The sequence below is a fragment of the Bacillus sp. V33-4 genome, assembly GCF_002860225.1.
GTDB lineage: Bacteria > Bacillota > Bacilli > Bacillales > Cytobacillaceae > Bacillus_BJ > Bacillus_BJ canaveralius.
In genome coordinates this window covers 1-14,778 of sequence record NZ_PGVC01000037.1, presented here as the reverse complement: position 1 = coordinate 14,778, position 14,778 = coordinate 1, and the positions used below count along the sequence as shown (strand labels likewise).

Here is a 14,778-nt window from a genome sequence, read left to right as displayed (position 1 = left end):
AGAGGTGAGAAACCGATGGGAACAATCAGGATAACAACGGCACAAGCGTTAATCAAATTTTTGAATCAGCAATACCATCATGTGGACGGCAAGGAGTTTCCGTTTGTCGAAGGAATTTTCAATGTATTCGGACATGGAAATGTCCTCGGGATTGGTCAGGCCCTTGAACAGGATCCGGGCCATTTGAAAGTAATCCAGGGGAAAAATGAACAAGGCATGGCACATGCGGCCATGGCTTACAGCAAACAAATGCTCCGGCAAAAAATTTATGCAGTTACAACCTCAGTCGGGCCGGGGGCGGCCAACCTGGCAGCTGCAGCAGGTACAGCCCTTGCCAACAATATTCCTGTACTCCTGCTCCCGGCGGATACCTTTGCTTCGCGCCAGCCTGATCCGGTGTTGCAACAGGTCGAGCAGGAATACAGTGCTTCTGTCACGACAAATGATGCACTCAAACCGGTTTCGAGATATTGGGACCGCATCACCCGGCCTGAACAGCTGATGACAAGTTTGATTCGTGCTTTTGAAGTGATGACGGATCCGGGAAAAGCGGGTCCGGCAACGATCTGTATTTCCCAGGATGTTGAAGGGGAAGCATTTGATTTTGAAGAGGCGTTCTTTGAAAGGCGGGTCCATTATCTGGATCGCAAATTGCCGACCGAACGTGAATTGATGGGTGCAGCTGAATTGATCAAAGCAAGCAAAAAACCGCTGATCATTGTTGGCGGCGGTGCGAAATATTCCGAAGCCCGCGATATTTTAATAGCGCTTTCAGAGAAGCATGATATTCCGCTCGTCGAAACGCAGGCCGGCAAATCAACAGTAGAGTCGACATTTAAAAATAATTTGGGCGGCATGGGGATCACCGGAACATTGGCAGCCAATAAAGCGGCACGCCAGGCGGACCTGATCATTGGCATTGGCACCAGGTATACAGATTTTACTACCTCATCAAAAACAGCCTTCAACTTTGAGTCAACAAAATTCCTAAACATCAATGTCAGCCGTTTGCAGGCATATAAATTGGATGCTTTCCAGGTTGTCGCAGATGCAAGGACTACTCTAGAGCAATTATCCCCAATGCTGGAGGGATACAAAAGTGAATTCGGCAATGTGATCACCGAATTGAAAGAACAATGGCTCGCAGAACGCGACCGGCTGAGTAAAGTGACATTTAGCCGCGAAAGCTTCAACCCGGAAATAAAAGGCCAGTTCCGGCAAGAAGTTCTAAATGAATATGCTGAGGCTTTAAACACGGAATTTGCACAAACGGCAGCATTGATAACGATTAACGACACGATCGCTCCTGACAGCGTCATCATCGGTTCGGCGGGATCACTGCCTGGAGACCTGCAGCGTCTTTGGCAATCCACTGTCCCGAACACCTATCATCTTGAGTACGGCTATTCATGCATGGGTTATGAAGTTTCAGGAACATTGGGATTAAAACTGGCCCACCCGGACAAAGAAGTGTACTCGATGGTCGGCGACGGCAGTTTTCTCATGCTGCACTCCGAATTCATCACAGCGATTCAATACAATCACAAGATTAATATTCTTCTATTTGATAATTCGGGATTTGGCTGTATCAGTAATCTGCAAATGGAGCATGGCAGCGGCAGCTATTTTTGTGAATTCAGGACGCATGACAATCGAATCATGAACATTGATTATGCAAAAGTCGCCGAAGGTTACGGAGCGAAAGCATATCGTGCCAATACGGTTGATGAACTGAAAGCGGCGCTGGAAGATGCAAAGAAACAGAGTGTATCGACTTTGATAGAAATGAAAGTGCTTCCAAAGACAATGACAGATGGCTATGACGCCTGGTGGCATGTCGGTGTTGCTGAAGTATCTGAACAAGAAAATGTCCAAAAAGCATTTGAGGCGAAACAGCAGAAACTACAGACTGCCAAACAATACTGAGAGAAGGGGAAAGATGATGGGAGAACAAGGTATCTTATGGGGAATTGCCCCGATTGGCTGGCGCAATGATGATATGCCGGAAATCGGTGCAGAGAACACATTGCAGCAACTATTAAGCGATATTGTCGTGGCGGGGTTTCAAGGGACCGAAGTTGGCGGCTTTTTTCCTGAACCGAAAGTATTGAACAAAGAACTGCAACTTCGAAAGTTGAGAGTAGCAGGGCAGTGGTTCAGCAGCTTCATCATTCGCGATGGCGGCGAAGAGGCTAGCCAAGCCTTCCATAAACATTGTCAATACCTGCAGGAAGTGAATGCGAATGTCGCAGTTGTCTCAGAACAGACGTACAGCGTGCAGAGCACCGAGAAAAACGTCTTTTCGGAAAAGCCATACTTTACGGATGCCGAGTGGGATCAGTTATGTGCGGGACTGAACGATTTGGGGAAAATCGCCGAGAAATACAACTTGAAATTAGTCTATCATCATCATATGGGAACGGGTGTCCAAACATTGGCTGAAATCGACCGGCTGATGGAAAACACGGATGAAAACTATGTGCATTTGCTTTATGACACAGGTCACATCTACGTTTCCGACGGTGACTATATGACGCTATTAAACAAGCATATTGACCGCATTAAACATGTTCATTTTAAAGATGCGAGAAGAAAAGTGCTCGATGATTGCAAGAAGAAAGGCAGGTCGTTCCGTGAATCATTCTTATGCGGGATGTTTACAGTGCCTGGCGATGGCTGCATTGATTTTACAAAACCGTATCAGACGCTGCTCGATCACAATTACAAGGGGTGGATTGTGATAGAAGCCGAGCAGGATCCATCTATAGCCAATCCATTGGAATATGCGTTATTGACCCGAAAATATATTGATCAAAAATTACTGCTCAATTGTTAAAGGGGAAGGGGGAGAAATTGACATGAGTAAACAGGTAAACCAAAAGTCGTTTTTGCGTACGATTATCCTCGTCTCGACATTTGGTGGGCTTCTTTTCGGATACGATACCGGTGTCATCAATGGTGCCTTGCCTTATATGTCTGAATCAGATCAGCTCGGGCTCAACTCATTCACATCAGGTCTTGTGACAAGTTCACTTCTATTTGGGGCTGCATTTGGTGCAGTGTTCGGCGGTCGGCTCGCAGATTATAACGGCCGTCGCAAAAGCATCCTTTACCTTGCCGTGTTGTTCTTTATTGCCACACTTGGTTGTACTCTTGCACCGAATGTTACAGTTATGGTCATCTTTCGGTTCTTGCTGGGGCTTGCTGTAGGAGGAGCGTCAGTAACGGTTCCCGCCTTTTTGGCGGAAATGTCACCTGCGGAAAGCCGGGGTCGTATGGTTACCCAGAACGAATTGATGATCGTTTCCGGACAATTATTGGCCTTCACATTCAACGCCATCATTGGCAACACAATGAGCGATAGCTCGGATGTTTGGCGGTACATGTTGGCCATTGCGTCACTGCCAGCGGTTTTCCTGTTCTTTGGCATGATCAAAGTACCGGAGAGCCCGCGTTGGCTTGTCTCAAAAGGGAAGAATCAGCATGCACTAAATGTCCTCCATAAAATACGTGCGGAAAAGCGGGCTAAATCAGAACTCGCTGAAATTGAGGCAGCGTTTGCCGAAGAGTCGGGCAATCAGAAAGCAACCTTTAAGGACTTGGCTGTGCCATGGGTACGCCGCATCGTGTTTCTCGGGATTGGAATTGCGATCGTACAGCAAATTACGGGAGTCAACTCGATCATGTACTATGGCACCGAAATCCTTAAAGATGCCGGTTTCCAGACAGAGGCCGCGCTTATCGGGAATATTGCCAATGGTGTCATCTCGGTTTTAGCAACGTTTGTAGGGATTTGGCTCCTAGGCAAGGTCGGCCGCCGGCCAATGCTGATTACTGGGCTGATCGGAACGACGTCGGCACTTCTGCTGATCGGGGTATTTTCACTCATGCTTGAAGGGTCTGCCGCGCTTCCATATGTTGTGCTTGCCTTGACAGTAACGTTTCTAGCTTTCCAGCAGGGAGCCATTTCACCAGTAACATGGCTGATGCTTTCAGAAATCTTCCCACTGCGGCTGCGCGGTCTCGGGATGGGCGTCACAGTATTTTGCCTTTGGATCGTAAACTTCCTGATAGGCTTGACGTTTCCGGTTTTACTCGACAAGGTCGGTCTGTCGACAACATTCTTCGTCTTTGTGGTGCTGGGGTTAGCGGCAATTGCATTCGTGAAGAAATACTTGCCGGAAACGAGGGGACTTACACTTGAACAGCTCGAACATAACTTCCGTACCTACGCTGATCGGGGTGCTCAACATTACGCAAATGAGGTAGACGTTAAACAGGTTGATGTTCCACAGGTAAACGTGCAACTAAAGTGATCAATTGTAAAGCAAATAAAATCAAAATCAGGAGGCCCGTTATGACTATAAAAATTGGTGTGATAGGAACCGGAGCGATTGGCAGGGAGCATATTAAAAGAATCACGAACACATTGTCCGGCGGAAAAATTGTTGCCGTCACCGATGTGAATCAAGCTGTCGCTAATCAGGTGGCTGAAGAACTGGTACCCGATGCAGTCATATACCCGGATGATAAAGAACTTATTGCTGCTGAAAACGTTGAGGCAGTACTCGTCGCAAGCTGGGGTCCGGCCCACGAACAAAGCGTATTGGCAGCGATTGAAGCCGGCAAATATGTTTTCTGTGAAAAACCGCTCGCTACAACAGCTGAAGGTTGCAAGAGAATTGTCGAGGCAGAAATGAGACAAGGGAAGCGTCTTGTCCAGGTGGGATTCATGCGGCGTTATGACAGCGGTTATGTGCAGCTAAAAGAAGCGATTGACAGCAATTTTATTGGTGAGCCGCTGATGATTCAGTGTGCCCATCGCAATCCTGAAGTGCCGGACAGCTACACGACAGATATGGCGATAACCGATACGCTGATTCACGAAATTGATGCCTTGCACTGGCTGGTTGATGATGATTATAAGTCAGTACAAGTGGTGTTCCCAAAGAAATCGAAGCATGCATCTGAGCATTTGCAGGATCCGCAAATTATTATGCTCGAAACGAACAGTGGAATTACGATCAATGCTGAAGTGTTCGTCAACTGCAAATACGGATATGACATTCAATGTGAAGTGATCGGTGAAGAAGGGATTGCCAGATTGCCGGAAGTCTCAAGCATCGTTACGCGCAAAAATGCCAAACTCGGTACCAATATTTTAATGGACTGGAAGCAGCGGTTTATCGACGCTTACGATAAAGAACTGCAGGCGTTCATGGATTCGATCAAACTTACAGGGGAACCTGCTGGCCCGACAGTATGGGATGGTTATATCGCAGCTGTCACGGCAGACGCATGTGTGAAAGCACAGCAATCAGGACAACGCGAAACGATCGCGCTTGGCAAAAAACCTGATTTCTATCAAAACAATGTAACTAGCAAAGTCTGATTTAGTATTTTTATAAAAAAACCAAGAGACGGAGGAATGTACTGTGAAAATTGCATTGGATCCAACAATGTATATGAAATTGTCGTTAAAAGAAATGGTCGATAAAGTAGCGGAACTGGGTTATGAGTATATCGAATTATCACCCCGTGAAGATTTTTGCCCATTCTACAAATATCCTAAAGTGGATAGAGAACAAATTAAAAACCTGAAGAGATGGCTGAAAGACGCCGGTGTCCAAATCTCATCGTTGCTGCCGTTATACTATTGGGCAGGCCCTGATGAAGAACGCCGCCAAGCGGCTGTGCGAAATTGGAAGCGCGCTATTGAAGTGGCTGTCGAGCTTGAAGTCGATCTGATGAACAGTGAGTTTAATGGCTCGAAATATGAAGCCGTCATTTGTGAAGAAAAATTTATTAAATCGATGGATGAATTAATCCCGGTCTTTGAAAGAGAAGGGATCAAGTTAAACCTTCAAGCGCATCCGTATGATTTTATTGAAACAAACCAAGGCGCTGTTGATATGATCCGTGCACTTGACAGGCCGTGGATTAATCTTGTTTATTCAACAGCCCATACTTTCTTTTATGATGATGGAGTCGGCGATATCGCTCCGATGTTTGACTACGCCGGTGAGCGGTTAACCCATGTATTGTTCGCGGATACTTTTAACCATAAAGCGGCGCAAGGATTGCGTTATATCGTCAACCCGCCTGGTGCTGAAGCAACCATTCACCAGCATTTAAATATTGGCGAAGGTGAAGTTGATTTCGATACGATCTTTAGGAAATTGAGAGAAAGGGAATTTGACGGCATCGCAACAAGCTCCGTATTCGCTTGGATCGATAAAGCCGATGAATCAAGTAAATTTATGCTGCAAAAAATCAAAGAAGGTCTTGGTATTGCATCTTATCGATAAAAAAGGAGACGGTTTTTGGTGAAACTATGTTTTAACGAAGCTACGACATTGGAAAACTCCAACCTCGCCAAAGACTTGGAGTATTGCGACAAACATGGCTACGATTATATTGAAATTCGCACGATGGACAAATTGCCCGAGTATTTGAAAGAGAATTCACTTGATGATTTGGCGTACTTTTTTGAAACCCACCATATCAAACCGCTGGCATTCAATGCATTAGTTTTTTTCAATAATCGTGATGACGCCGGCTACAAGGAAATTGTCAATGAGTTTAAGCAGATGGTCGAAGCAGCACAAAAACTGGGCGTTAAATATGTGGTGGCAGTGCCGCTTGTGACGGAAGAGAAAATATTGAAGAAAGACATTAAAAATAGTTGTGTAGAAGTACTGAAAGAGCTGTCGGATATTGCTGAGCCATACGGGGTGCAAATAGCCGTCGAATTTGTCGGCCATCCGCAATGTACAGTAAACACATTCGGCCAGGCTTACGATATTGTTGAAACCGTTAACCGTGACAATGTTGGATTGGTACTCGATTGTTTTCACTTCCATGCGATGGGATCAAACCTGGAAGATCTGAAAAAAGCAGACGGGACAAAAATCTTTATTTTACATATCGATGATACCGAAGATTTCCCAATCGGTTTCCTTACGGATGAAGATCGAGTTTGGCCTGGATTGGGTGCTATTGACTTGCATGGCATTTTATCAACGCTGAAAGAGATTGGTTTCTCAGAAGTAGTCTCGGTGGAATTATTCCGGCCGGAATACTATCAGCTGGATGCTGATGAAGCAATTAAGACAGCCAAAGATACGACCGTCAGTGTGGTCACAAAGTATTTTGATTTGGAATAATGCAATTAAATTGATTGGCTATTTTGTTGCTGGGGAGGTGCTCTTAAAATGACGTTGGTATCCATGAAAGAAATGCTTTTAAAAGCGAAAGAAGGCAGCTACGCAGTCGGGCAATATAACATTAACAACCTTGAGTCGGCACAAGCCTTTTTACAGGCTGCGGAAGATGAACGTGCTCCTGTCATTGTGGCGGCTTCCGACAGACTAGTCGATTATTTGGGCGGCTTTAAAACCATTGTGGCTATGATTAAAGGACTTGTAGAAGAAATGTCGATAACCGTTCCGGTGGCGTTGCATTTAGATCATGGCAGGAGTGTGGAAAGATGCAAACAAGCGATTGATGCGGGTTTTAGTTCAGTGATGTTTGACGGCTCCGATTACCCGATTGAAGAAAATATTGCGATGACCAAACAAGTTGTCGAATATGCACGTCCAAAACAAGTATCGGTAGAAGCAGAAGTAGGCTCAGTTGGCGGTACGGAAGATGGGCTCACTGGCGGAATCAAATACGCAGACCCTGACGAATGCTTGTGCATCGTGCAAGAAACGGGGATAGATGCTTTAGCAGCCGCGCTTGGTTCTGTTCATGGGCCATATCAAGGTGAACCGAAACTGGGCTTTGCCGAGATGAAGCAAATCTCAGAAATGACAAATATCCCGCTTGTCCTGCATGGCGGTTCCGGAATTCCCGTCTATCAAATCCAGAAAGCGATCGAACTTGGCCACGCGAAAATCAATGTGAATACTGAATGCATCCAGGCATGGGCGCAGGCTGTCCGCCAATTGCTGAACAGCGACAGCCAGGTTTATGAGCCGCAAACCATCATCACTCCAGGCAGGAACGCAATCACAGCAACCGTTAAGGAGAAAATGAAAGAATTTAAAACGAGTTTTAAAGCATAAGAATGGGCGATGTCTTAAAACGATGAAAAATAAGACATTCCCATTTCTGCTTCAAAAAATTCAAGCGGCGTGAATCACATAATACAAAAACCACTGTCGTATTATGGCGAAACTATGCCGACAATGGGTATAATTGTCTTAACAATCATATTGGCCATACAACACTCATATTTTGTGAAAATAAGAAAAATCACCAAATCAAGAATGGACATAAGAGTATACAAGGGTGGATGGTTATGTTAAAAACAAAACGTGTTAGACAGATTAAAGAATATGTGTTTGAACATCAGACAGTCTCTTTGGATGAACTGGTTGAAGTATTTCATGTATCGAAAAACACAATCAGGCGTGATATTCAAGAGCTCGTTGATCTCGGAGAAATTAAGAAGGTTTATGGCGGTGTCGCGGTGAACCATACGACACTGGAATCATTTCATGATAGACAAACACGTAACCAATACGAAAAGGAATTGATCGGTAAGTTAGCCGCCGGCTATGTTGACGATGGGGATATCATTTATATAGATTCCGGGACGACCACATTGGAAATGATTGAGTGTTTGAAAACGAAAGATGTGACGATTATTACGAATAATCTCGATGTGATCATTACTGCTCTTTCCTATGAGAATTTAAATGTGATATCCACCGGCGGGGTGCTTGAACGTAAAACAAAGTCGTTTGCCAGCTTTAAAAATATGGATTTAATCAAGAATTATAATATTAACAAAGCGTTCATGGCTTCAACGGGCATTTCGATATCCAATGGCGTGACCAACTCATCGCCGCTTGAAAGCGAGTTGAAAAAAACAGTGGTGGACAGAAGCTCGGAAGTATATTTATTAGTGGATCATTATAAATTTGATAAATATGCGCTGATGACTTATTGCGGGTTGGATGAAATTGATTATCTTATTACCGATAAAATTCCAAGTGAGGAATATCAGGAATATGCTAAGGAAAACAATATTCAGCTTGTGTTTCGTGAGTCTGAGGTTAAGGTAACATCCTGACGATATTACTTACATGTCACTTGTATGCTTTCGGTTGTTCATTGACTGGAAGGAAGGTTTTCCAACATGAGACGGTTTAACTCATATTGATGTTGAGGTTGACCATGGAAGACCTCATTTGTATTAATGCATGGCGTCTCTTACACATCTTTAGCAAAAAAATCTTTTAAATAAAGCAATAAGCCTCGATTCTTTGTCGGCAACAAAAGAGTTGAGGCTTTTTTCATTCCAATCAAATAATCATCAATAACCCAATCAAGGAATTCTTTTCTATGATGTGATAAAAGATACTATTATTTTAGCTTTGTAGGTAGATAGATACTTCCTTATATAATCACCATTTAGGCCTTTTCTCTTAAAAATTGTAAAAAGATTATGAAAAGTTTGTAAATGGACGAAAAGCTGTAGATTATCATCTTTTTTTATCTTAAAATGATTACGGGAAAATTTACTTTTGAAAGATGTCACTCTTTCAAATGAAGAGGTGGTTCACTCATAACAAATTGATAGTTTTTGAAAAATGCGTCGTTTTTTGGAGAAACAGTGGCTTAGCTATCCCACTGGCAGCAATTCAACCAAACTGAACTAGTGTCAATTTCTTTTACGATTTCGTTCTTATAGGATGACCAGGATTCTAGGTGTAATAAACGATTAAGATGTAAAAAACTATTATATTGGAGGAATTGGCCTTGAAAATAATGAAGAAACAGTGGTTTATCTTAACTGCCATTATGATGTTGTTAGCAAGTTATATCCTCCCTTTCGCACCGACTGCCAGTGCGGCTGAGCCGATCACGGTTGAACAGGCGATTGCCAACAATTCTGGAACCGCGACCGTGAAGGGCTATATCGTTGGCTATACAAAAAGCAATACTCCATCATATCAATTCGAAGGTCCCTTCACTAGCGATACAAATTTTGCAATCGCTGACAGCCCGAACGAGAGGGATGTTACAAAAATTCTTCCAGTTCAGCTGACGTCAGCGTACAGAAGCGAATTTGGTCTGGCATCAAAACGTGATAACCTTGGGAAGCAAGTATTTGTTACTGGCACGTTAATGAAATATTTTGGTGTTCCAGGCTTGCAAAGTCCGTCAGCTATATCCTTTGAAATGCCTCCTGGGGACCCGGTAGATCCGCCTCCTTTTTCCGGCGTTGAAGGCCTCGAAATTAGCGACATCCAAGGCGCGGGCCACAATTCTCCTTACAAGGACCAGAATGTAAAAGGAGTAGAAGGCATCGTCACCCATGTCGTGAATGCAAGTAATTTCTATATGCAGGACCCAACTCCAGATGAAAACTCGAAAACATCGGAGGGAATTCTTGTTTATAAACCGAGCCATAATGCACAGGCAGGAGATTCTGTAGCTGTCAATGGACTTGTGAAAGAGTGGGTTCTGGACGGTTACAGTGACAAGCTGCAAACAGACCTTGCAATGACAGAAATCAATGCGCAGGATGGTTCTGTTACAAAAATAGCATCGGGACAAGAGCTTCCGGCACCGCTTGTGATTGGCAAAGATGTCAAGCCGCCAACACAAGTTGTTGATAATGATCAATTTGGCACTTTTGATCCTGAACAGGATGGAATTGATTTTTACGAAAGCCTGGAAGGTATGCGTGTCGCGTTAGAAAGTCCAACGGCTGTCGCGCCGCAAAAATATGGCGAAGTTCCTGTCATTACAGAAAAAGTAGAGGGAAAAGTATATACGACCCCGGGTGGAATTCCGCTTGCAAAGGATAACGCCAATCCGGAAAGACTTCACCTGTTATTCGGGGACAGAAATTTTGTTTCCAAAACAGGTGACAAATTCAATGGAACGGTCACTGGGGTAGTAAGCTACTCATTCCAGAATTACAAAATCCTCACAGACAAAGCAGCTCTGCCGCCGCTTGTTGAAAGTGAATATGAGCGTGAAGTATCACAAATTGCAAAAGATGAAGATAAGCTCACGGTTGCCACCTACAACATGGAGAACTACACGTCTGCAAATGCGGAAAAAACAGATAAGATCGCAAAATCGATTGTCCAAAACCTGGGCGCTCCTGACATTGTCGGACTAGTCGAGGTTCAGGATAATAACGGTGAAACAAATGATGGCACAACGGACGCATCGCAAAACTACCAGGCTCTCATTGATTCGATCGTGAAAAATGGCGGGCCATCATACCAGTGGACTGACATTGCCCCGGAAAACAATAAAGACGGCGGGGCTCCTGGCGGAAACATCCGCGTTGGCTACATTTATAATCCTGCCCGTGTTTCATTGGCAGAGGGAACGAAAGGCTCTGCAACACAGGCTGTTGGCTATGAAAATGGTTCATTAACATTGAATCCCGGCAGAGTTGATCCAACTAACCCGGCGTTTGCTTCAAGCCGCAAACCTTTAGCAGCTGAATTCACTTTTAAAGGTGAAGAAGTCATCGTTATTGCAAACCATTTCAACTCCAAAGGCGGGGACGAGCCGATTTATGGGAAAAATCAACCGCCTGAGCTCGGCAGTGAAGCACAACGGATGGACATTGCCAAAGCCGTCAATCGCTTTGTGGCAGATGTAAAAAGTAAAAATGATGGCGCCAATGTGGTCGTACTTGGCGACTTAAACGATTTCGAATTCTCAAATCCGTTAGCAGCATTAAAAGGAAACGAGTTAACGAATTTAATTGAGAAGGTTCCGGCTCAGGAAAGATTTACGTATAACTATCAAGGCAATTCCCAGGTGCTTGACCACCTGCTTGTATCCAATAATCTTGCTGAACGGGCAGAAGTGGATATTGTCCATATCAACTCACCGTTTACAGAAGCCCATGGCCGGGTCAGCGATCATGATCCTGTGCTGGCGCAGCTTGATCTTTCAAAAGCTCCTGCCGGGCCAAAACCGCTGGATCTGTCGATTATGCACACAAACGACAGCCATGCACATGTTGAGCAATATCCCAAGCTTATTACCGCTGTAAACGAAGTGCGTGGCCAAAAGGAGAATTCACTGCTTCTTGACGCCGGGGATGTCATGTCAGGGACGTTATATTTCAGACAATATAAAGGTCTGGCCGACCTTGAATTTATGAATAAGCTCCGCTATGATGCGATGACATTCGGAAACCATGAATTTGACAAGGATTCTGCAACTCTTGCAAATTTTATCAGGGAAGCGAAGTTCCCGATGGTTAGTTCTAATGTAAATGTAACAGCCGATCCTGAATTAGGACCGTTGTTTAAAGATCAAATCGGCGGTCCTGGTGAAGGCGGAGAAATATATCCGGCGATTGTCAAAGAAATTGAAGGCGAAAAAGTTGGAATCTTTGGATTAACAACAGAGGAAACGTCTTTCCTTGCTAACCCTTCTGATCACGTAGTTTTTGAAAATGCAATCGAAAAAGCAGAGGAGACAATTACATCGCTTGAAGGGGAAGGTGTAAATAAAATCATTGCCCTTTCTCACCTCGGCTACAATGTTGATCAGGATCTTGCTGAAACGGTTGATGGAATTGACGTGATTGTCGGCGGACATTCCCATACAAAACTGACGACACCTGAAGTTGTTCAAAAATCAGAACCAACTTTGATCGTGCAAGCGAACGAATATTTATATTATCTTGGCTTGCTCGATGTGTCATTCGATGAGGCCGGGGTCATTACCGCTCACAACGGTCAGCTTCTTGATCTGAAAAACTATACGGCAGATGCAGAGGCAACAGCCCGTGTTGCTGAATTAAGAGCTCCGCTTGATGAGCTTAAGAATACTGTCGTTGGTTCTTCTGATGTGGTACTTAATGGCGAACGCGCTGATGTCCGCACAAAAGAAACGAATCTTGGCAACCTGATTGCTGATGCAATGTTACAAAAAGCAAATGAGTCAGTTCCGACCCAGATCGGTTTCCAAAACGGCGGTGGGATCCGTGCCTCGATTGACGCAGGAGAAGTGACATTAGGCGAAATCCTGACTGTCATGCCGTTTGAAAACCAGCTTGTTACACTTGATTTGACTGGCGACGAAATCAGGCAGGCTCTGGAGATCAGTGTAAGCCAGGTCGAAACCGCGCAAGGCAAGTTCATGCAGGTTTCCGGCCTGCAATTTAAATACGATCCTGCCAAACCGGCTGGTGACCGAGTCTGGTCGATTGAGGTAAAAACTGAAAAAGGTTTTGAGGAAATTGACCCGGCGAAGACTTACACGGTCGCAACCAATGCATTTGTTGCCGATGGCGGCGACGGCTACACCGTCTTCAAGAAAGCAAAAGACGAAGGCCGTATGAAAGAACTTTTTGTTGTAGATTATGAAGTTTTGTCCAGTTATTTTGAAAAGAACAACCCTGTTTCGCCGGCAGTAGAAGGACGCATCATTGCTGGTGAAGAACCGCAGCAGCAAACTGGCTGGGTTCAAGTGGGTGAAAACTGGTATTTCTATAATGAAGCTGGCGTTAAGCAGACTGGCTGGGTTGAGGTTGAGGGCAAAAAGTATTACCTTGATCCGAATGCAGACGGTGCTTTGAAAATAGGCTGGCTTGAGCTGGACGGGAAACGGTACTTCCTCGATCCAAATACACGTGGTGCGATGTGGACTGGCTGGCTTGACAGTGACAGTAAACGCTATTATCTTGACCCGGCAACCGGCGCAATGAAAACAGGCTGGGCCGACATCGAAGGAAAAAGGTATTACTTCAATGCTGATGGCCACATGCAAACCGGTTTGCAAAAAATTGCTGGCAAACAATATTACTTTAATAATGAAGGAGTCATGCAGAAAGGCCTGATGAAAATAAACGGCAAATGGTACTTCTTCAAAGCCGATGGATCCGCGATTACGAATCCAAGGGAACTCGTGCGCTATTTGCTTCGGTTATTGTTTAACAGGTTTTAGCATACTAAGCTAGCTTTCTGATGATCGAAACGTGTTTAGAAGTTTTATTCATCTGTCTACCATCAAAATATGCAAAAGACAGGACCCCTTTCACAATGAAAGGGGTTCTTACCGTTGTAAAAACATATAAAAATATATTTATATTGAAATGATATATCAATGGACGGTAAATTGAGAGGGCCTGGTGCAGCAAACTACTCTTAAGAGGGACTTAGCCCTGAAATCTGTCGGGAAGTTCTTGAACTATGATATGACTCGGTCTTTTGTTATCATGGAGGACTTGTTCATGGCAATTTGAAATAACTCGCACTAAAAATGCGGTTGTTACTATATTTAATGGTTATGTTTCTGGTACTGAAAGACTACTTCTTTCAAAAAATTACATGGAATATATTGAAAGTGTAGGTCGAATGTTGTAAGATTATGACCAGGTAAAAAGTTACATAATCCAACAATATTAACCAACGATAAAGGCAAATCCGATGAAAGTCGGAGACGCAAAGCCACGGGTCTAAAGCAGATGCCATGACAGCCGGGTTGCCGAATGGATTAAAGATGCTTCTTTCAGCTTCTTTTTGTGTGCGGTATCCTTCTGCTTTTAGCTGGTGGTGCCTTTTAGTGAAAGGAGCTGTTTTTGCGTTTTGAAGAAAAGGCTATTCTACAAATCTCTTATTTATTTTCTTACTATTCTATTAATAACGAGTTCCATCCTGCCCGGCCTGGCCAACAAGGCAGAGGCCGCCACGCCGGAAGCGTTTTTAAATCCGCTCCTGGAGGACTGGCTTCCGCAACCGGGACAGCCGCCGGGGTTTTCATCCGGCTTTTCTGCTATTT

General features: G+C 44.3%; 9 protein-coding genes and 1 riboswitch. All 9 genes read left to right on the top strand.

Annotated elements, in window-relative coordinates:
* The first annotated feature begins 15 nt into the window (after positions 1–15).
* The gene (iolD, locus tag CVD23_RS14105) at positions 16–1,926 is read left to right on the top strand and encodes a 3D-(3,5/4)-trihydroxycyclohexane-1,2-dione acylhydrolase (decyclizing) (protein WP_101666375.1); all 1,911 of its coding nucleotides are present in this window, start codon (positions 16–18) and stop codon (positions 1,924–1,926) included.
* Between the two features lie 16 nt (positions 1,927–1,942).
* On the top strand, positions 1,943–2,836 hold the full coding sequence (iolE, locus tag CVD23_RS14100; RefSeq protein WP_101579140.1) for a myo-inosose-2 dehydratase: 894 nt from the start codon (positions 1,943–1,945) through the stop codon (positions 2,834–2,836).
* Positions 2,837–2,858: 22 nt separating this feature from the next.
* On the top strand, positions 2,859–4,316 hold the full coding sequence (locus CVD23_RS14095; protein WP_101666374.1) for a sugar porter family MFS transporter: 1,458 nt from the start codon (positions 2,859–2,861) through the stop codon (positions 4,314–4,316).
* Between the two features lie 41 nt (positions 4,317–4,357).
* Positions 4,358–5,392 carry a Gfo/Idh/MocA family protein gene (locus CVD23_RS14090; protein ID WP_101666373.1) on the top strand — a complete coding sequence of 345 codons (1,035 nt, stop codon included), beginning with the start codon at positions 4,358–4,360 and terminating at the stop codon, positions 5,390–5,392.
* Between the two features lie 43 nt (positions 5,393–5,435).
* Complete coding sequence (locus CVD23_RS14085; protein ID WP_101666372.1) at positions 5,436–6,308, top strand: sugar phosphate isomerase/epimerase family protein; 873 nt, start codon at positions 5,436–5,438, stop codon at positions 6,306–6,308.
* An 18-nt stretch (positions 6,309–6,326) separates the two neighbouring features.
* Positions 6,327–7,166: a 2-keto-myo-inositol isomerase gene (gene iolI, locus CVD23_RS14080; protein WP_101579136.1), complete on the top strand. Its 840-nt coding sequence runs from the start codon at positions 6,327–6,329 to the stop codon at positions 7,164–7,166.
* Positions 7,167–7,214: 48 nt separating this feature from the next.
* Positions 7,215–8,069 (top strand): class II fructose-1,6-bisphosphate aldolase, encoded by an 855-nt coding sequence (gene fba / locus CVD23_RS14075; RefSeq protein ID WP_101579135.1) that lies wholly within the window; start codon positions 7,215–7,217, stop codon positions 8,067–8,069.
* Between the two features lie 236 nt (positions 8,070–8,305).
* The gene (locus CVD23_RS14070) at positions 8,306–9,082 is read left to right on the top strand and encodes a DeoR/GlpR family DNA-binding transcription regulator (RefSeq protein WP_101579134.1); all 777 of its coding nucleotides are present in this window, start codon (positions 8,306–8,308) and stop codon (positions 9,080–9,082) included.
* 698 nt (positions 9,083–9,780) lie between these two features.
* Positions 9,781–13,944, top strand: a complete 4,164-nt coding sequence (locus CVD23_RS14065) for a 5'-nucleotidase C-terminal domain-containing protein (RefSeq protein ID WP_101666389.1) — start codon at positions 9,781–9,783, stop codon at positions 13,942–13,944.
* Positions 13,945–14,406: 462 nt separating this feature from the next.
* Positions 14,407–14,489, top strand: a riboswitch (cyclic di-GMP riboswitch).
* The last annotated feature ends 289 nt before the right edge of the window (positions 14,490–14,778 follow it).

Coding starts and splice junctions, on each gene's coding strand:
- iolD (WP_101666375.1), top strand. CDS start 16: ATGGGAACAATCAGGATAACAACGGCACAAGCGTTAATCAAATTTTTG.
- iolE (WP_101579140.1), top strand. CDS start 1,943: ATGGGAGAACAAGGTATCTTATGGGGAATTGCCCCGATTGGCTGGCGC.
- CVD23_RS14095 (WP_101666374.1), top strand. CDS start 2,859: ATGAGTAAACAGGTAAACCAAAAGTCGTTTTTGCGTACGATTATCCTC.
- CVD23_RS14090 (WP_101666373.1), top strand. CDS start 4,358: ATGACTATAAAAATTGGTGTGATAGGAACCGGAGCGATTGGCAGGGAG.
- fba (WP_101579135.1), top strand. CDS start 7,215: ATGACGTTGGTATCCATGAAAGAAATGCTTTTAAAAGCGAAAGAAGGC.
- CVD23_RS14070 (WP_101579134.1), top strand. CDS start 8,306: ATGTTAAAAACAAAACGTGTTAGACAGATTAAAGAATATGTGTTTGAA.
- CVD23_RS14065 (WP_101666389.1), top strand. CDS start 9,781: ATGAAGAAACAGTGGTTTATCTTAACTGCCATTATGATGTTGTTAGCA.